This is a genomic window from Loigolactobacillus backii (assembly GCF_003946275.1).
GTDB lineage: Bacteria > Bacillota > Bacilli > Lactobacillales > Lactobacillaceae > Loigolactobacillus > Loigolactobacillus backii.
In genome coordinates this window covers 1-15,166 of record NZ_RHNQ01000059.1, presented here as the reverse complement: position 1 = coordinate 15,166, position 15,166 = coordinate 1, and the positions used below count along the sequence as shown (strand labels likewise).

9 protein-coding genes, 1 pseudogene and 1 other annotated feature are annotated in these 15,166 nt (G+C 39.4%); of the genes and pseudogenes, 5 read left to right on the top strand and 5 right to left on the bottom strand.

All coding sequences use genetic code 11. The features are described 5' to 3' along the window. Positions 1–197 precede the first annotated feature (197 nt). Positions 198–445, bottom strand: a binding site (T-box leader). A gap of 406 nt (positions 446–851) precedes the next feature. Further along, the gene (locus EKM61_RS09650; protein ID WP_068225958.1) at positions 852–1,628 is read left to right on the top strand and encodes a Cof-type HAD-IIB family hydrolase; all 777 of its coding nucleotides are present in this window, start codon (positions 852–854) and stop codon (positions 1,626–1,628) included. 81 nt (positions 1,629–1,709) lie between these two features. Here EKM61_RS09650 and EKM61_RS09645 read toward each other — a convergent pair. Beyond that, positions 1,710–2,667, bottom strand: a pseudogene (locus EKM61_RS09645) (aldo/keto reductase). Positions 2,668–3,151: 484 nt separating this feature from the next. Here EKM61_RS09645 and nagE point away from each other — a divergent pair. Beyond that, positions 3,152–5,137, top strand: a complete 1,986-nt coding sequence (nagE, locus tag EKM61_RS09640) for an N-acetylglucosamine-specific PTS transporter subunit IIBC (RefSeq protein WP_125636200.1) — start codon at positions 3,152–3,154, stop codon at positions 5,135–5,137. A 390-nt stretch (positions 5,138–5,527) separates the two neighbouring features. Here the strand turns inward: nagE and pgmB are convergent, their stop codons facing one another. The 4 genes from pgmB to EKM61_RS09620 all read right to left on the bottom strand — a co-directional run bounded on the left by pgmB (position 5,528) and on the right by EKM61_RS09620 (position 12,522). Then, on the bottom strand, positions 5,528–6,196 hold the full coding sequence (pgmB, locus tag EKM61_RS09635) for a beta-phosphoglucomutase (RefSeq protein WP_068225960.1): 669 nt from the start codon (positions 6,194–6,196) through the stop codon (positions 5,528–5,530). A gap of 40 nt (positions 6,197–6,236) precedes the next feature. Next, a complete protein-coding gene (locus tag EKM61_RS09630; RefSeq protein ID WP_068279495.1) occupies positions 6,237–8,966 on the bottom strand; it encodes a glycoside hydrolase family 65 protein in 2,730 nt (909 codons plus the stop codon). Positions 8,967–9,158: 192 nt separating this feature from the next. Then, positions 9,159–11,471, bottom strand: coding sequence for a glycoside hydrolase family 65 protein (locus EKM61_RS09625; RefSeq protein ID WP_068225962.1), 2,313 nt, complete (start codon positions 11,469–11,471; stop codon positions 9,159–9,161). Positions 11,472–11,631: 160 nt separating this feature from the next. Further along, positions 11,632–12,522: an alpha/beta hydrolase gene (locus tag EKM61_RS09620; protein ID WP_068225963.1), complete on the bottom strand. Its 891-nt coding sequence runs from the start codon at positions 12,520–12,522 to the stop codon at positions 11,632–11,634. Positions 12,523–13,028: 506 nt separating this feature from the next. Here EKM61_RS09620 and EKM61_RS09615 point away from each other — a divergent pair. From EKM61_RS09615 to EKM61_RS09605, 3 genes are all read left to right on the top strand, one after another. Then, positions 13,029–13,553: a GNAT family N-acetyltransferase gene (locus EKM61_RS09615; protein WP_068225964.1), complete on the top strand. Its 525-nt coding sequence runs from the start codon at positions 13,029–13,031 to the stop codon at positions 13,551–13,553. A 298-nt stretch (positions 13,554–13,851) separates the two neighbouring features. Next, complete coding sequence (locus tag EKM61_RS09610) at positions 13,852–14,274, top strand: MarR family winged helix-turn-helix transcriptional regulator (RefSeq protein ID WP_068225965.1); 423 nt, start codon at positions 13,852–13,854, stop codon at positions 14,272–14,274. A 1-nt stretch (position 14,275) separates the two neighbouring features. Further along, positions 14,276–14,971, top strand: coding sequence for a YczE/YyaS/YitT family protein (locus EKM61_RS09605; RefSeq protein WP_178378345.1), 696 nt, complete (start codon positions 14,276–14,278; stop codon positions 14,969–14,971). Positions 14,972–15,166 lie beyond the last annotated feature (195 nt).

Below are 15,166 nucleotides of genomic sequence, written 5' to 3'. Positions count from 1 at the left end.
ATGTAAAAGACAAACCGATTTCTCAATTTCGAGAAGCCGGTTTGCCTTTTTTAAACGGTCGATTATTTACTGCTTACGTTGTAATTAGTAGGTCGACCTGCTAATTATCTATTGCCAGCCGGTATTGGTTTGCGCGTAACCAATATCTAAACGGAGGCAAAGACACAAAAAAACGTCCAAATCCGAAATTAATTTCAGATAAGGACGTTAATAAACGTGTTACCACCTTAGTTTGTTATTCGCTCACACGAATAACCTTTTCAGGTACGCAAAAAATATTCTTTTTGAAATACCCTAGCTCTATAATGGGAGCACCCAATGAACGCTCAAATTTCGCATTCATCGCTCAAAGATGATTTTCCAAGAAATCCACTTCACGTCATTTCACCAAGCGACGCTCTCTTTGTAAGTGTGTTTCGTGTACTTTTCTTATCACAGCGTTTAAATTACTCATTGATCTATAATGTGACTTTAATTTAAACCGTCAGCCTTTATTTGTCAACCTAATTTTTTTATTTATTTAAGTGAATAGATACCCGCTACTACTAAATTAGGCAAAGTGAAGGCATTCTTTTAAAATTAGATTTTGATAAAAATGAAATGACGCACTACTAATTTTAAGTGTAAAAATAAGACGTCTTTGAAAATTATCCTTACTTGAATTAAATGTTAATCGTCCGTAGCAGCAAGCGAATTAGTGATTTAGGCTGCGACTCGGACCTGCTTTTCCAAACACGATCTAAAATTGTAGAGTAGAATCGGGAAGCTTTTCAAAACACGCTCGCTTATCAATGTATGGGTCTTATTATTTGTAGTATACTTGAATTAGACCAAGATATGGGGGCTTTTTTATGTATAAGGCAGTTGTTTTCTTTGATTTAGACGGAACTTTATTTGATAATGATAAAAATGTAACACCTGCAAGCGTAGCGGCGATTGCACAGTTAAAGGCTAATAATATTTTACCTGTAATCGCAACGGGTCGGAGTGTTTTTGAAATTAAGGACACAATGACACATTCAGGAATCAATTCTTGCGTCTGCGCGGATGGTAGCTATATTCAAGTGAACGGAAAGATGGTCCACGCCGATTTCTTAAAAAAATCCGATATTGATGATATCACTGAGTACGCAGCAAAAAAAAGCTATCCAGTAGCCTACTATAATCCAAATGGTTTTGTCGTAAACCACGCCTCACGGCTAGTTCGGGAAAACTATAACGAATTAAAAGAGACGGTTACGGTGGATCCTGGTCAGTACTTAACAACACCAATGAATATGCTGTTTGTTTTCACACCTGAAACAGATAAACAAGATGATATTTACCGCGAACATTTTAAAGGAACTTTTAGTTTTTACCGAAATAATCAACGTGGTCTCGACGTTGTTAAATATGGTGTGTCAAAGAAATCTGGGATTGATAATTTACTGGTTAACAACAATTTAACGGATGTGCCAACTTATGGATTCGGTGATTTCTATAATGATTTACCGATGTTTGATGCTGTTGATACACCTATTGCAATGAAAAATGGTGTTCAGGCAATTAAAGATAAGGCCGCCTACGTGACGACTTCGAATATGGATAACGGTATCGTAAACGGTTTGAAACACTTTAATCTAATTTAATATGAATAAATATGCAAAAAACACCTGGGTTAGCTTATGCGACGCTAACTCAGGTGTTTTTTGGTTAATAGTCAATCTAATTTAGAAGTCTTTAAATATAGTAGCGATTTTTTGATAATCGTTATCCGCTAATTCGAGTTGAAGTGCTTTGGCGTTTGCGGTAACTTGTTCTGGCTTTTTTGCGCCTGGAATAACGACGCTAATATTAGGATTTTTGATGTACCAGGCCAAAACAAGTTGTGCGATAGTTGCAGCATAGGTTTCTGCTAACGGTTTAAGTTCGGCCACATGCGTTAAAATTTGGTCGAAGCGCTGGCCGTTAAAATCTGGATTACTGTGGCGAATATCATCTTTTGGAAAGGCGACATTACGGGAATATTTACCAGTTAATAAACCTGAGGCTAACGGAAAGAAAGGAACAAACGAAATTTCTTGTTTATGCAAGTAGGGTAGTAACTCAGTTTCGGCATCTCGGTGTAGGAGACTAAATTGATTTTCGACGACATCAATGCCACCGTCCTGATTGGCCGCCTTAATCTGCGCCAATGAAAAATTTGAAACACCGACGGCTCGGATTTTGCCGGCCTGTTTCATTTCCATTAATGCATTAATTGCCGCCGCTTTTTCAGTGTGCTTATCTGGAAAATGAATGTAAAAAATATCGATGTAATCAGTTTTTAAGCGTTCTAAGCTGGCATCAACGGCCTGCTTTAAGAACTGGGGTGAATTATTAATAACAACTTCACCACTAGAAATATCTTGCGCCGCCTTAGTTGCAATGACAATTTGCTCACGTTGGTAATCTTGAATAACAGTGCCGATCAATTCTTCGGAATGTCCCATACCATAGGCGAAGGCGGTATCTAGCATTTTAATACCATTATCTAGACCAGCCCTAACAATCCTGCGACCAACATCATCATTTAGACCTGGAAATAAGACCTGGAAATAAATTGTAACCACCAACTGCGTTAGTGCCTAAACCTAGTAACGTTGAAGTTACCTTTGATTTACCAATTGTAATCATATTATTTGTCATAAAAATAGCCTTCCTTAACTTATTAAGATTTATTGTCCAAGTTGTAAAGCTTTCATTAAATATAAATTGAACCAGCTTATAAAAAATGTTGGTAACGAAAAATAGTTGTTTTTATTTACGTAAGTTAACTATAGTGGGTGATTAAGATGTCTTCATTTTAACAAATATTTTTTAAAAGTGTTCGGATTTACTCTGGGACAGTTGATCAAGTTCGCTGGTGAAAACATGGTAATGTAGGAAGCTACCTTTCCAAATACGCTCAGGCTATTAGTCACAGAAGGTCAGTTTGATGACCTAAAATGATAATGTGCTGTGAATTGAAAATTTAGACCAATTATTTTTTTTACAGGATAAGCTGATAGCTGCTTTATTTTCATAGGTATAGACCAATGTGAACGTGATTAAATTGTCTTGTGTAAGCGATTAAACTGTGTATATTATATTAACATAACCTATTAATTATTATCCAAGGAGGGGTATAGGTATGAAAGCATATCTTCAACGAATGGGTCGTTCATTACAACTACCCGTTGCCGTTTTACCGGCTGCAGCCTTGCTTGTTGGTATTGGGCACTGGCTACCGCAAAAGTGGGCAGCAGCACAATTTTTACAATCAGGTGGTAACGCAATTTTAACCAACCTAGCACTTTTATTCGCGGTTGGTCTTGCTTTAGGGATGTCCAAGGACAAGGATGGTGCTTCGGCACTTGCTGGCTTGGTCGCCTTCATTGTTCCAGTTTACGTTTTAGATCCCGCACAAGTTTCTACATTGTTAGGAATCAAACTTTCCGCAGTTGATCCAGCATTTGCAGCGATTAAGGGAAACGTCTTAATCGGTATCATTGCAGGTTTGGTTGCGGTGGCATTATATAATCGTTTTCACGAAACAAAATTACCAATGGCATTATCATTTTTTAGTGGAAAACGTTTAGTTCCAATTCTTGCTTCACTAGTAATGCTAGTTGTTTCACTTGTTTTATTGTTTGTTTGGCCACCATTATACGAGGCTTTAGTTTCTTTTGCTAAGTTTATTGTTGGTTTAGGTGCAGTTGGTGCCGGACTTTACGGTTTCTTTAACCGTTTATTAATTCCAACTGGATTACATCAGGCTTTGAACTCAGTTTTCTGGTTTAACGTTGCTGGTATTAATGATATCGGTAAATTCTGGGCTGGTGAAGGGGTTAAAGGGGTCACCGGTATGTATCAGGCTGGCTTCTTCCCAGTAATGATGTTTGGCTTACCAGCAGGTGCTTACGCTATTTATAAGAATGCACGTCCAGAACGTAAACGTGAAACTGCTTCTTTGATGCTGGCAGGTGCTTTTGCTTCATTCTTTACCGGCGTTACTGAGCCACTTGAATTCTCGTTTATGTTTGTTGCTTGGCCATTATACGTTATTCACGCGGTTTTCACTGGGATCTCATTAGCTTTTGCTGCCTTTATGCACTGGACGGCCGGCTTTACGTTTAGTGCGGGGCTAGTTGACTTTGTGTTAAGTTCGCATTTACCAATTGCTAATATGCCGTACATGTTATTAGTTCAAGGTTTAGTAATGGCAGTTATTTACTACTTTGGTTTTGATTTTGCCATTAAGAAATTCAACTTAATGACTCCTGGTCGCGAACCCGTTGAGGAAACTACTGATGCCGATACAGATATTGAAGTTGCTACTGATTCAAGCGATGATAAATATACAGTTACGGCCAAAAAAGTTTACGCTGCTATTGGCGGTAAAGATAATATTACGGATATTGAGAATTGTACAACGCGCTTACGCCTTCAGCTAAAGGATACTGATAAAGTAAATAAGGCCGCTATTCGTGGTGCAGGTGCCGTTGGTATGAATGTGTTAGACAAAACAAATATTCAGATTGTTATTGGGACCGAAGTTCAATTCGTTGCCGATGCCTTAACGAAATTGTTTGAAACAGGAGCACCAATTAGTAACGTTGCTAATAGTCCGGCAGCACCAGCAAAACCTATAGTTGACCCTAACATTAATTCAGGTGCTGTTGATACTTTCTATAGTGTTGCTCAAGGACAATTATTGGATATTGAACAAGTTAGTGACCCAACTTTTGCGCAAAAGATGCTCGGGGATGGCTACGCGATTGAACCAGTTAATGGCGAAGTTGTTTCACCGATTGATGGCGAAATACTTACAATTTTCCCTACAAAACACGCGATTGGACTTAAAACAACAGATGGTTTAGAAGTCCTAGTTCACATGGGCTTAGACACTGTTGAATTAAAGGGTGCACCGTTTGATATTAAAGTTAAGCAGGGACAGAAGGTAAAACATGGTGATGTTTTAGCCAACGCTGATTTGCAAGCCATTAAAGATGCTGGTAAGAAGTCAACGATGATCGTCATTGTCACTAATATGCCGAATGTTGCTTACATGAAGTTTGCCGAATTAGATCGGTCCATAGCGGCCAATAACGAAGTAGTTAAAGTGACCGTTAAATAATAGCTTAGATGTTATCATCAAAAATTTTTAGAGATAGGAAATGGAGTGGGACAGAAGTCGGTTTTGGATTAGCTATAGTCGTGTTTGAAAAAACAGATTCCTGCGGTTAGCTACAACAGCCAAATCACCTTTGTCAAAGGTGATTTGGCTGTTTAGGCTGCGATTCGGACTTTGGTTCATCCTAGTCCGATCGACAACGTCAGTAATCCTCAGAATCTAATCGTTTTTTCAAACACTTCCATTAGGCACGTAAATCCAGACTTTTGGCGCACGTTCTAGAGCAATGTTCGAAAACAATAAGAGGCCAGGACTTTTTGTCCCGGCCTCTTTTTTGTGTTTTAAAGTTTAATTATTAGTTTTGGGTTAAAAAATGATTTTTTGGAATCTATTTTAAGCCATTGCTTTTTTGATATTATCCAGTGTTACTTGAGTAGTATCGATGAAGTTAATAGCCGCCTTATTTAGCATTTGCGGATCGCCAATACCAACAGAGACTTCACCAGCAGCGTTGATTCCTTGGATACCAGCCACAGCATCTTCTAAACCAATACACTGACTTGGATCAAGGTTCAGTAATTGTGCACCCTTAATGAAAATTTCTGGATCTGGTTTACCGTTCTTCAAGTTAGCTGGATCGACCGTTTTGGTAAAGTAGTCGCTTAAACCAATTTTAGCCAAAATTGTTGGTGCATTACGTGATGCTGAGGCAAGTGAAATACCGTAACCATTATCCCGTAAGCTCTTTAGAAAATCAGCCATACCAGGTAAAATATCTTTGGCTGTCATATTCTGAATGAGTTGAACGTAGTTAGTATTTTTTTCGGTTGCTAGGGCTTCTTTTTGTTCAGGAGTGTAGTCATTTTCTACACCACCTTTTTTCAAAATCAATTCAAGGGCATCCATCCGGCCAATACCTTTAACTGCGTCACCGATTCCGGGATAGTCGATGTTAAGCTTGGTAGCTAGTTGACCCCAAGCTTCAGCGTGGTACTTAGAAGTATCCGTTACAACACCATCTAGATCAAAAACAAAACCTTTAATGTCAGAAAATTTAACCATATTATTACCTCCTAGATTTGAAATTAAAGAATACCGAAATTTAGTTGTCGTTAACTGGTTTTTGGTAAGTAACTGTTGTTGCCTTACCCGCCGGTACTGCAATTTCTTTACCAGCGACGTAGATTTTAGTATCGTGATCAGCCGTGACGTTAATTAAATCATGAGTGATTTTGAAACTATATTGTGTTCCCCTGAAGAACTGTTTAAAGGCAATTGACTGCCAGTGGGAAGGTAGGTGTGGATTGACCTTAACCTGATCAGTTAATTGATCAACACCAGCGTAGTTACGCGTCTCCAGCAGTAAAGTGGCACCCATAACGCCCAAGTGAATTCCTTCGGCCGTAGTTCCACCCTGGATATCATAATAATCGGATAGCAACGCCTGTGAGAATAGCTTCCAAGACTGATCCATATTACCGTCGACTAGGCTTAAAACAGCGTACACGATCCGTGATAAAGTTGATCCGTGAGTTGTTCGGTCAAGGTAATACTCAATATTCTTAGTGAGGTATTCTTTTGGTAATTTGTAACCAAGGCCCTTAATGAGTTCATTTACACTATTGAAATCAAAGTTATAAAAGGCCATTAGTGTGTCAGCCTGTTTGGCAACTTGGTAAGCATCAGGATTGCGGCCCTCAGCCTTTAGAATCCGATCCATTCGCGAAATATCGCCGTACTTCTTGCGGTAATTCTCAAAGTTTAAGGTTGGCAACTTGAAGTAACCTTCAAATTGACCAATAATACCGTCTTCGTTAATATCAAGTTTGAGGTGATGACTAATCTTGTCCATTTTGGCAAAAAGTTTTTCGTCAAAACCAACCTTAGTCGTCACTTCCTTAAATGTGGCCGCGCTAATCGTATCTTTTCGTAACTCTTCAACGGTTTTAAACAGCCAGGCTACCATGATGTTAGTGTAGGCGTTATTGGTTAATCCTTCTTCGTCACTGTTAGGGTAACCTTCATGAAATTCATCAGGTCCCATGACTTTCTTGATTGTGTACCGCTTAGTTTTTTCGTTATAAATAGCCTTACTAATCCAAAAGCGTGAAATTTCAAGTAACATTTCTAGGCCATATTGGTTCATGAAGTCCACGTCATTAGTCATGTGGTAATACGTCCAAATGTTGTAAGCAACGGACAGCGAAACGTGACGCTGTAAGCGACTATTATCAGGATCCCAAGATTTGGTAATTGGATTTAGATGAACAAATTGAGATTGTTCATCACCGTACATCCCTGATTGCCAAGGATACATTGCACCCTTATAGCCTTCACTTGCAGCATACTTTTTAGCAGCACCAAGTCGATTGTAACGGTACATTAGTAATTGGCGAGCAAGCTTTGGGTAGTGTTGCGTGTAGTAAGGAATAACAAACATTTCGTCCCAAAAAACGTGACCACGGTAAGCCTCACCATGTAGTCCGCGGGCACCAACAGAGGCATCCAAATTTGGATTAGCGGTACTTGAAGCAGAAACAAACATGTGGAAGGTATTAACCCGGGTTAATTTCTGACTAGTAAGGTCGCCTTCGATTTGAATATCGGCGTTACTCCATAAACCCTGCCAAAATTGATTGCTGTTTTGTTCAGACGAATCAAAGCCGGCGTTTTGGAGCTCCTTAGTTGCGTGATCCATTAATGAGCCTTGGGTTTCCTGACTAGTGAACATAGCGACATTTTTTTCAAAAGTATACGTTTTATTCTGCTCGACGTCTAGGGTGATTGTTTGGGTGATGGCATCATCCGTATTGGTCACTGCTAAATGCCGGTTTGTATCAACACTAGAGCTGGTAAATTTAGTACCAACGATAAAATCAATGTTTGAGGTTTTTGTATGGCCAGCCAGATAAGCTTCTGCTCCAGCCGTACTCATTTCTGAAATATCAATGTGATGTTGATCAAAATTTTGGTAGCGTTCAACGTTGTCATTAGTAACACTACCGTCAATTTTCGAATAGACCTGCAGACTTCCAGAAAAGTTAATCGGTGTTAGTTGATACCGAATAGCGTATTGATGCCAGTTTTTCATATCAGCTACCTTGGTGGTCACAATGCGTAAAACATGGCCAGTTGCTAATTGGATCAACATAGTTGTACGTAGCTCGCCAGTATGTAGATCTAAGCTGCGGTAGATGTCCTGGACGTTTTCTTTGGTTACCGTGAAAGGACGCTGTTGGTCAACGCCAAAAGTTAAAAATTGAGCGTTAGGAAGGTTAACTAGATCTTCATTAACAACGTCACGGTCATTAATTTTAGTTGTATTTTGATTGTAGAATCCGGCAATGTAAGTACCAGGATAGTTGTCTTGATCGGCCGTGGCCTCAACGTAACTGCCACGTAAGCCAAAGAAGCCATTACCAATGGTTAACATTGATTCTTGGCCATAATTACGCTTACTAGTATACTGGCCGTAATAATCAAGGTGCCATTGGTTGTAGTCCTGTTTACGCGCAACGGCCTTTTCTAAGCCGACTGATTTAACAGTTTGTTGGCTGACAACCGGAATGTTCAGCATATTTGTCAGCGCCAGGCCAATATCGATTCGTTGGTGATTGATACCAACGATAGTGTCCGAAAATTCGTACTCTAAGGGATTTTCAATAACAGCAGCGTCAAATGAAATTCCAACTAAGCGTTCACGAATTTTTTCGAGATTTTCACCAATGGCCTGTTTCGGGTCGTAGGTAATGATGGCCTGCAGACTTTGATTATTGCGCGTATAGGTCAAGATAATTGCGTCGTCCGTAATTCGTAATGAAATAACTTTCATAATGTGACAAGCTCCTCCCCGCTTCTACTAAACGAAATGTGCAAGCGTTCCATATTCATGGTAACACTAATACACTATACTTCTATATTAGGTTGTGTGGGATTGTTTGGCAACTAATACGAAGCAGTTAGATTACAAAAAGGTAGTGGCTAGTTGAAAAAGTATTCAAACTCTGAGTGGGTTATCATATTTTTAAACCTGTAGTCCAGTTAAGTGAATTATTACTGGTGTTGAATTAACTAATTCAACCTCTTGTTCCCGGTAAAAAATATTAATTGGTTTGCCAACCAACAACGTAAAGGTAACTTCTTGCCGTTGAATGGCCACTTTAATCTGCCGTTTGTGGTATTTCACCTTGAAGCTAAGAAAGAGCCATTCAGAAGGAAATTGGGGGTCAAACGTTAGACCGTTAATTCCAGCGTGCATTCCAGCAAAACCGTAAATGAGTGATAACCACGTTCCCCCCATGTTGGCTGCATGAATGCCGTCCGCTGAGTTACCCTGAAGATCGGTTAAATCCATTAATGCCGTATCCATAAAGTAGTTGTAGGCCTTTTCTGGATTATGAATTCGATTAGCAAGAACACTAAAAATTGCCCGTGATAAAGAAGAATCGTGCGTTGTGATTTTTTCGTAGTAATCATAATCACGTTGCAATTGTGGCTCATCCTGGTCAAACGGAAATAGAAAATCACTCATCAGTGTATCTGCCTGTTTATTAACCCGGTAGCGGTATAAAACGAGTGGGTGGTAATGCAGTAATAGTGGGAAATTTTCCCGGGGTTCATTGGCAATGTCAAACACTGGTCGGTTCGGTGAACTGTCATCTTGCATCTTAATTTGTAGGTCATCATCGTAGGGTAAGTACATTTTATTAGCGGCCGTTTGAAAGGCGACGATTTCTTCCTCATTGACCCCTAAATCGGCTAATTTGGTCGGATTTTCTTTTTGTAGTTGCTTAGCGTACTTAACAGCGATAAATAAATTATTTTGCGCCATTCGGTTGGTGTAATAATTATTATCTACCAAAGCCGTATATTCATCCGGACCAGTGACGGCGTTAATCACGAATTTATTCTTCTGTTTACCCTGCTCACCGTAGTTGCCAAATGCCAACCAGAAACGGGCAGTACTAACAATCATTTCAAAACCATAATTTTCAAGAAAGTCCATATCTTGTGTAACCTGAATGTATAAGTCAGTCGCGTAGGCAATATCGGCGTTGATGTGAACTTGGGCGGTGCCAGCAGGGTAATAGGCGCTGGCTTCCTCACCATTAATCGTGCGCCAAGGATAAAGCACGCCATTTTCAATTCCCATTTCTCGAGCGTGTTGCCGTGCCTCATCTAAAATTGAAAAACGATAGGTCAGCAAGGCCTTCGCAATCTCTGGTTGCGTGTAGATGAAAAAGGGGAGCATGTACATTTCAGTATCCCAAAAATAATGGCCCTCATAACCAGGTCCAGTAACACCCTTAGCCGGAACATCAGTAACACTGTCCCGCCCGGCCGCCTGGTAAAGGTGAAATAAATTGAAACGAATTCCCCGTTGAAGTGTCGGATCGCCATCAATGACGATATCACTGTCTTGCCAAAAATGACGCATATGATTAGCTGAAGCTTCAAATAGTTTCGCAAAATTTTGTTCATGGAATCGTTCTAAAGTTTTCTTAATGTAAAAATCAGGACCCATTTCGACGGTCATTAATGCGTGAATATTTCCTAGGGAATAACCGAACGCAAACTGTTCCAACTTACCGGGTGTAAGATCCAATTGAACCTCATAACAGGGAATGTTATTTCGGGAAACCATTTTCATACGAGGATCGCTACCTAGATAATGAAACATCATTAAAATACCTAACTGACTCTTTTGGGTTTCAATGAGCATCGTAGGTGAGTCGGCAGGCATGTAGACTTGGCCCAAAGGATTGTGGCGTTGCGCCCGGCGAACGTCTTCATTACTATTGGGAATGCTTTGGTTGACGTAATTGTGCTGCTTTAGGAGCGTAACTTTACCACTAAAGTTTAATGCTCGAATTTCATAGCGAACAACGTATAGGTGATAATCACTTTGCGACATGAAAGACTGCAAAGTTAAAGTCAGCATCTTTTGTTTTGGCGTTGTAATTCGAAAGGTTTCAACTAAAAGTCCCGTTTCCATGTCCAAATTTTTATCGATTGTTTCAACCCGAAAAGGTGTTTGGTCTGAACGAACGCCATCAATTTCAAGGATTAAAAAGCGCGGATCAGGTAATTGGGCAATGGTTTGGTTGTTTCTGGGGTAACCAAAGTAACGCTCACCGTAAGTAATCGGACTTAGATCATAGAAACCATTAACAAATAAGCCAGGATTGCCCTCATAATGGTCACTGTTGCCCTGTAGGGGGTTACTTGCCCGAACCCCCATGTGACCATTTCCTAATGCGTAAATAGTCTCCGTAACGGGTTGTTCTTTATTTGTTAATTTTTGCAAATGGATTTGGTATTGATCGTCAATTGCCATGTCATTATTCTCCAATCATGACCTAAATTAAGAAGTAAAACGTCTCTATTTTATAACAAAAATTACAAGATAGAAATCGTTGTTATTCGGTGAGGTCTACACTTTAAATTATCACTAATCTAGCAAAATTATTCAAATAAAATAGATTGTTTGCTAAGGGTTAAGTGTTTTTGTTTAAAAATTGAATTATCGCGCGGTCAATTTTTGTTGCTAACGGCGATAGTTGCTCATCAGCGGCGTTACTGTCAGTAATTAGCGGAAGAGCACTAGTAATTAATTTGGTTTGCGGAGTTGACTGTGCCAACCAGTTTAGGCGCTGTTTACTATCTTGAATAAGTAACAGTGGTTTGGTAAGTAATTGGATACCCTTGGTACTGACATAAGCGCCATTTAAATCAATCGCTGCCGTTATAAAGTGTGAACGTTGTGCAAGCTCCAAGGCGACAGAACCAGCGAAGCCCATACCTAAAGTAATTACCTTAGAAAAATTGATGTGTTGGCGCAAAATTGTGCTATTAAGTTGTTGTGGCTGTTTAAGCAAATCAAGCGCGCTTAATGTCTCCTTTGTCCATTGTTTCGTCCAGTATCGTGTTATAGGTGTTTTATCGAGCAATTCTTGATAATGTGATTTTGTTGGTGCAATCGGGGTAAGTTCTTGTTGAATTTTGGATATCAGGGCAGCGTCTGGTTGTTTTAATGTTTTGTTAAGTAAATAAGTTGTCGTCTTTGGATGGCCAAGTTGGAAAACAATGTAACCTGCTTTTACCAATTGATCGATTAAGTGTAAATTGGTAAAAAGCGATTGGCCCAGTGATGGCTGTAATAAAATAAGTGGAAATTGACCGGGATGAACGGGCACATTTTCGCTAATCTGCTTAGCAATGTGTTGACTTGCGGGACTGGGCGCCAAAAGTGGCGCTATTTTAATTGGGTGACCTTGCTGGAGGGCAGGATAGAAACAATTCCAGGGTAATTCTTGTAACGGCATACCGGGTAATGCTGGCAGTCGGTAAATGGATTCGACATAGCCGCTGCGTATTATTTTTTTCAAAATTGCCCTCCAATCATATAAACTGAGTTGTGTTTGGAAACTACATTTAATCGTATTTATCTAACTAACTTAGTATAACTGGGTTTGAAAAAACGGCTTCTTGCGGCGATTGAGATGAACTTAGTCGGGGAAGAGGTTGAGAAAAAAGTCCTAGCCGCACTAATTCCGAGCATTACTCTAGAATGTGCGCCGAAAAGCTGGATCGACTTACGTTACACAGTAAACCCAAAACCGACTTTTACCCTACTCCTTAGTTTAGTACATTATTAATGATAATATCATATATTAATTACGGCTTATTTAATTGATAAAAAATTTCATTTTTTACTTGCAAAATTAAAGCCAAGTGGCGATAATAGCAAAATGTACAAATCTAGAATATTAGAAAAATAATTTCAAAAGATAGGAGTGGGACAAAAGTTGGTTTTGGTGTACGTTCTAGAGTGGTGTTCAGAATAGTAAACTTTTGTCCCAGCCTTTCCAATTTTAAAGAAGGAAGTGATAACGTGACAACGACTTACTTACGGCGTTCACGTGAAGCTGATTTACCAGCAATTATGACAATTATTAACGAGGCAAAGGCCTATTTAAAGGAACAGGGTGTCGATCAGTGGCAACATGGCTATCCTTATGAAGAAGATATGATTAATGATGTTAAAGCAGGATTGAACTATGTTTTGATTCGTGACGATGATATCGTTGGGACGGCCACTTTGCAGCAGGGTAGGGATGATAACTATAAAGTTATTGATCATGGCAGTTGGCAAGGGGCAGCGGATGCACAGTATACGTCAATTCACCGAATAGCAGTGTCGGCCAACTATCGTGGCCAACATTTATCGGAAACCATGATTACCAACCTATTGACCGTTTCGCTGGAACTTGGTTATACCGACGTTCGAATTGATACGCACCCAGAGAATAAGGGCATGCAACACGTGATTGTACAAAATGGTTTTACGTACCGCGGTATTATTTACATGCATGAACCAAAAGAAGAACGGTACGCTTACCAATTATTATTGAAATAAATTTAAGTTAGGAGTGGACCAAAAGTTGGTTTTGGTGCACGTTCTAGAGTAATACTCGAAAAAAATGGTTAGGACCTATGACGGAACATGTCATAGGTCTTTTTTTAATAAACGAAGTACGAGAAGCTGCTTTTTCAAACACGTTTGCACTAAATTAACCGGATAAACACGATTAAAAGTATTTTTCAAACACGATCTAGTTTACGGTCTTGACATTTTTAGAAAAAAGCAATTTAATGGATAAGTCCACTAATTATTAAAAAAACTTTTTTTAAAGAACGAACGAGGAGAGATTAACGTGGAATTATTTGAATTTAGCAAATACATTGCTTCAGTTTATCGGCAATCAAAAAATGATTTTAAACAACAAATTACGGAACTGGATGTTCGGGCAACTCAAAGTGATCTGTTGATGTTTATCCAAGATCATCCTGGCCTTACGCAGCGGCAAATTGCCCATAATATGACGCTTGATGCTAGTCTTCTGACCAAAGATATAAAGATCTTGATTGATCACGGCTGGGTACAACGAGAAGTTCACGCCAAAGATCGGCGGGCACGAGTGATTACATTAACTACTGCGGGTACTGCCCTTGCGCAGCGGCTACAAACAACGATGGGAAATTGGTGGGCTGATTTGTTTCGTAGTAATCCGGAGATTGATAGTGTGGTCTTAGGACAGCAACTTGAGTTGGTACGGAAAGCATTGGAGGAGAGATAAATTGATTAAAAAATGGGGAATCATTGATATTTTCAAGCATTTTGCTTGTTTAATATTTGGAATTGGCCTGATGTCGGCTAGCGTGGCTTTAGCCAAAATCGCGTTACTTGGTACGTCCCCAATTTCCAGTGTCCCTAACGTACTAAGTGAATTGACAAATTTGACGATTGGGCAGTGGACGATTATTTTCATGATCGTATTGATTGGACTAGAATGGGTCGCTTTACGGCAGTATTTTAGTTGGTTGAATGTTATTCAAATAATTCCTTCACTTTTCTTTGGTGTTATGATCGACTGGTTTGTAAAGTTCTTTAGTTTTATCAAATTACCAAATTACTGGGTACAACTTGGGATTACACTGCTTAGTATTATATTATTGGCAATTGGAGTCTTTTTTGAGGTTAATTCACGGACGCTAACGATGGCTGGCGAGGGGATTGCGGTTGCATTTGCGTTTGCTAAAAAAATGGCCTTCTCACGCATGAAGATTCGTACTGATATTGCCATGGTAATTGCCGCGCTACTCATCAGTTTAGTTTTTAGTCATCAATTAATTGGCGTTCGGGAAGGTACGGTGTTGTCGGCACTTTTATCTGGCCGACTCGTTGGTCTAATTGAACGGTATTTTCCCAGACTAACTAACTGGGTGCAGGGTACGGACGAACAAAGCCGTCTCAAAAATCAGGTACGTGAATAGTTTTTTTGAAGTTGCTATGGGTGAGCTAGGTTATTATGAAATTACACTTTTATTAATTTGGTAATGCTACGGCAAATTAAAACAATAAACGTGTTAAACTCGTTCATATACTATTACGCGTGGTGCTAGTTCGTCACAAAATTAAAAAATCCTAAATTATAGACTAAAATTGCCAGTTCAATTTTTAGTTGAAAG

Coding starts and splice junctions, on each gene's coding strand:
- nagE (WP_125636200.1), top strand. CDS start 3,152: ATGAAAGCATATCTTCAACGAATGGGTCGTTCATTACAACTACCCGTT.
- EKM61_RS09625 (WP_068225962.1), bottom strand. CDS start 11,471: ATGGCAATTGACGATCAATACCAAATCCATTTGCAAAAATTAACAAAT.
- EKM61_RS09650 (WP_068225958.1), top strand. CDS start 852: ATGTATAAGGCAGTTGTTTTCTTTGATTTAGACGGAACTTTATTTGAT.
- pgmB (WP_068225960.1), bottom strand. CDS start 6,196: ATGGTTAAATTTTCTGACATTAAAGGTTTTGTTTTTGATCTAGATGGT.
- EKM61_RS09630 (WP_068279495.1), bottom strand. CDS start 8,966: ATGAAAGTTATTTCATTACGAATTACGGACGACGCAATTATCTTGACC.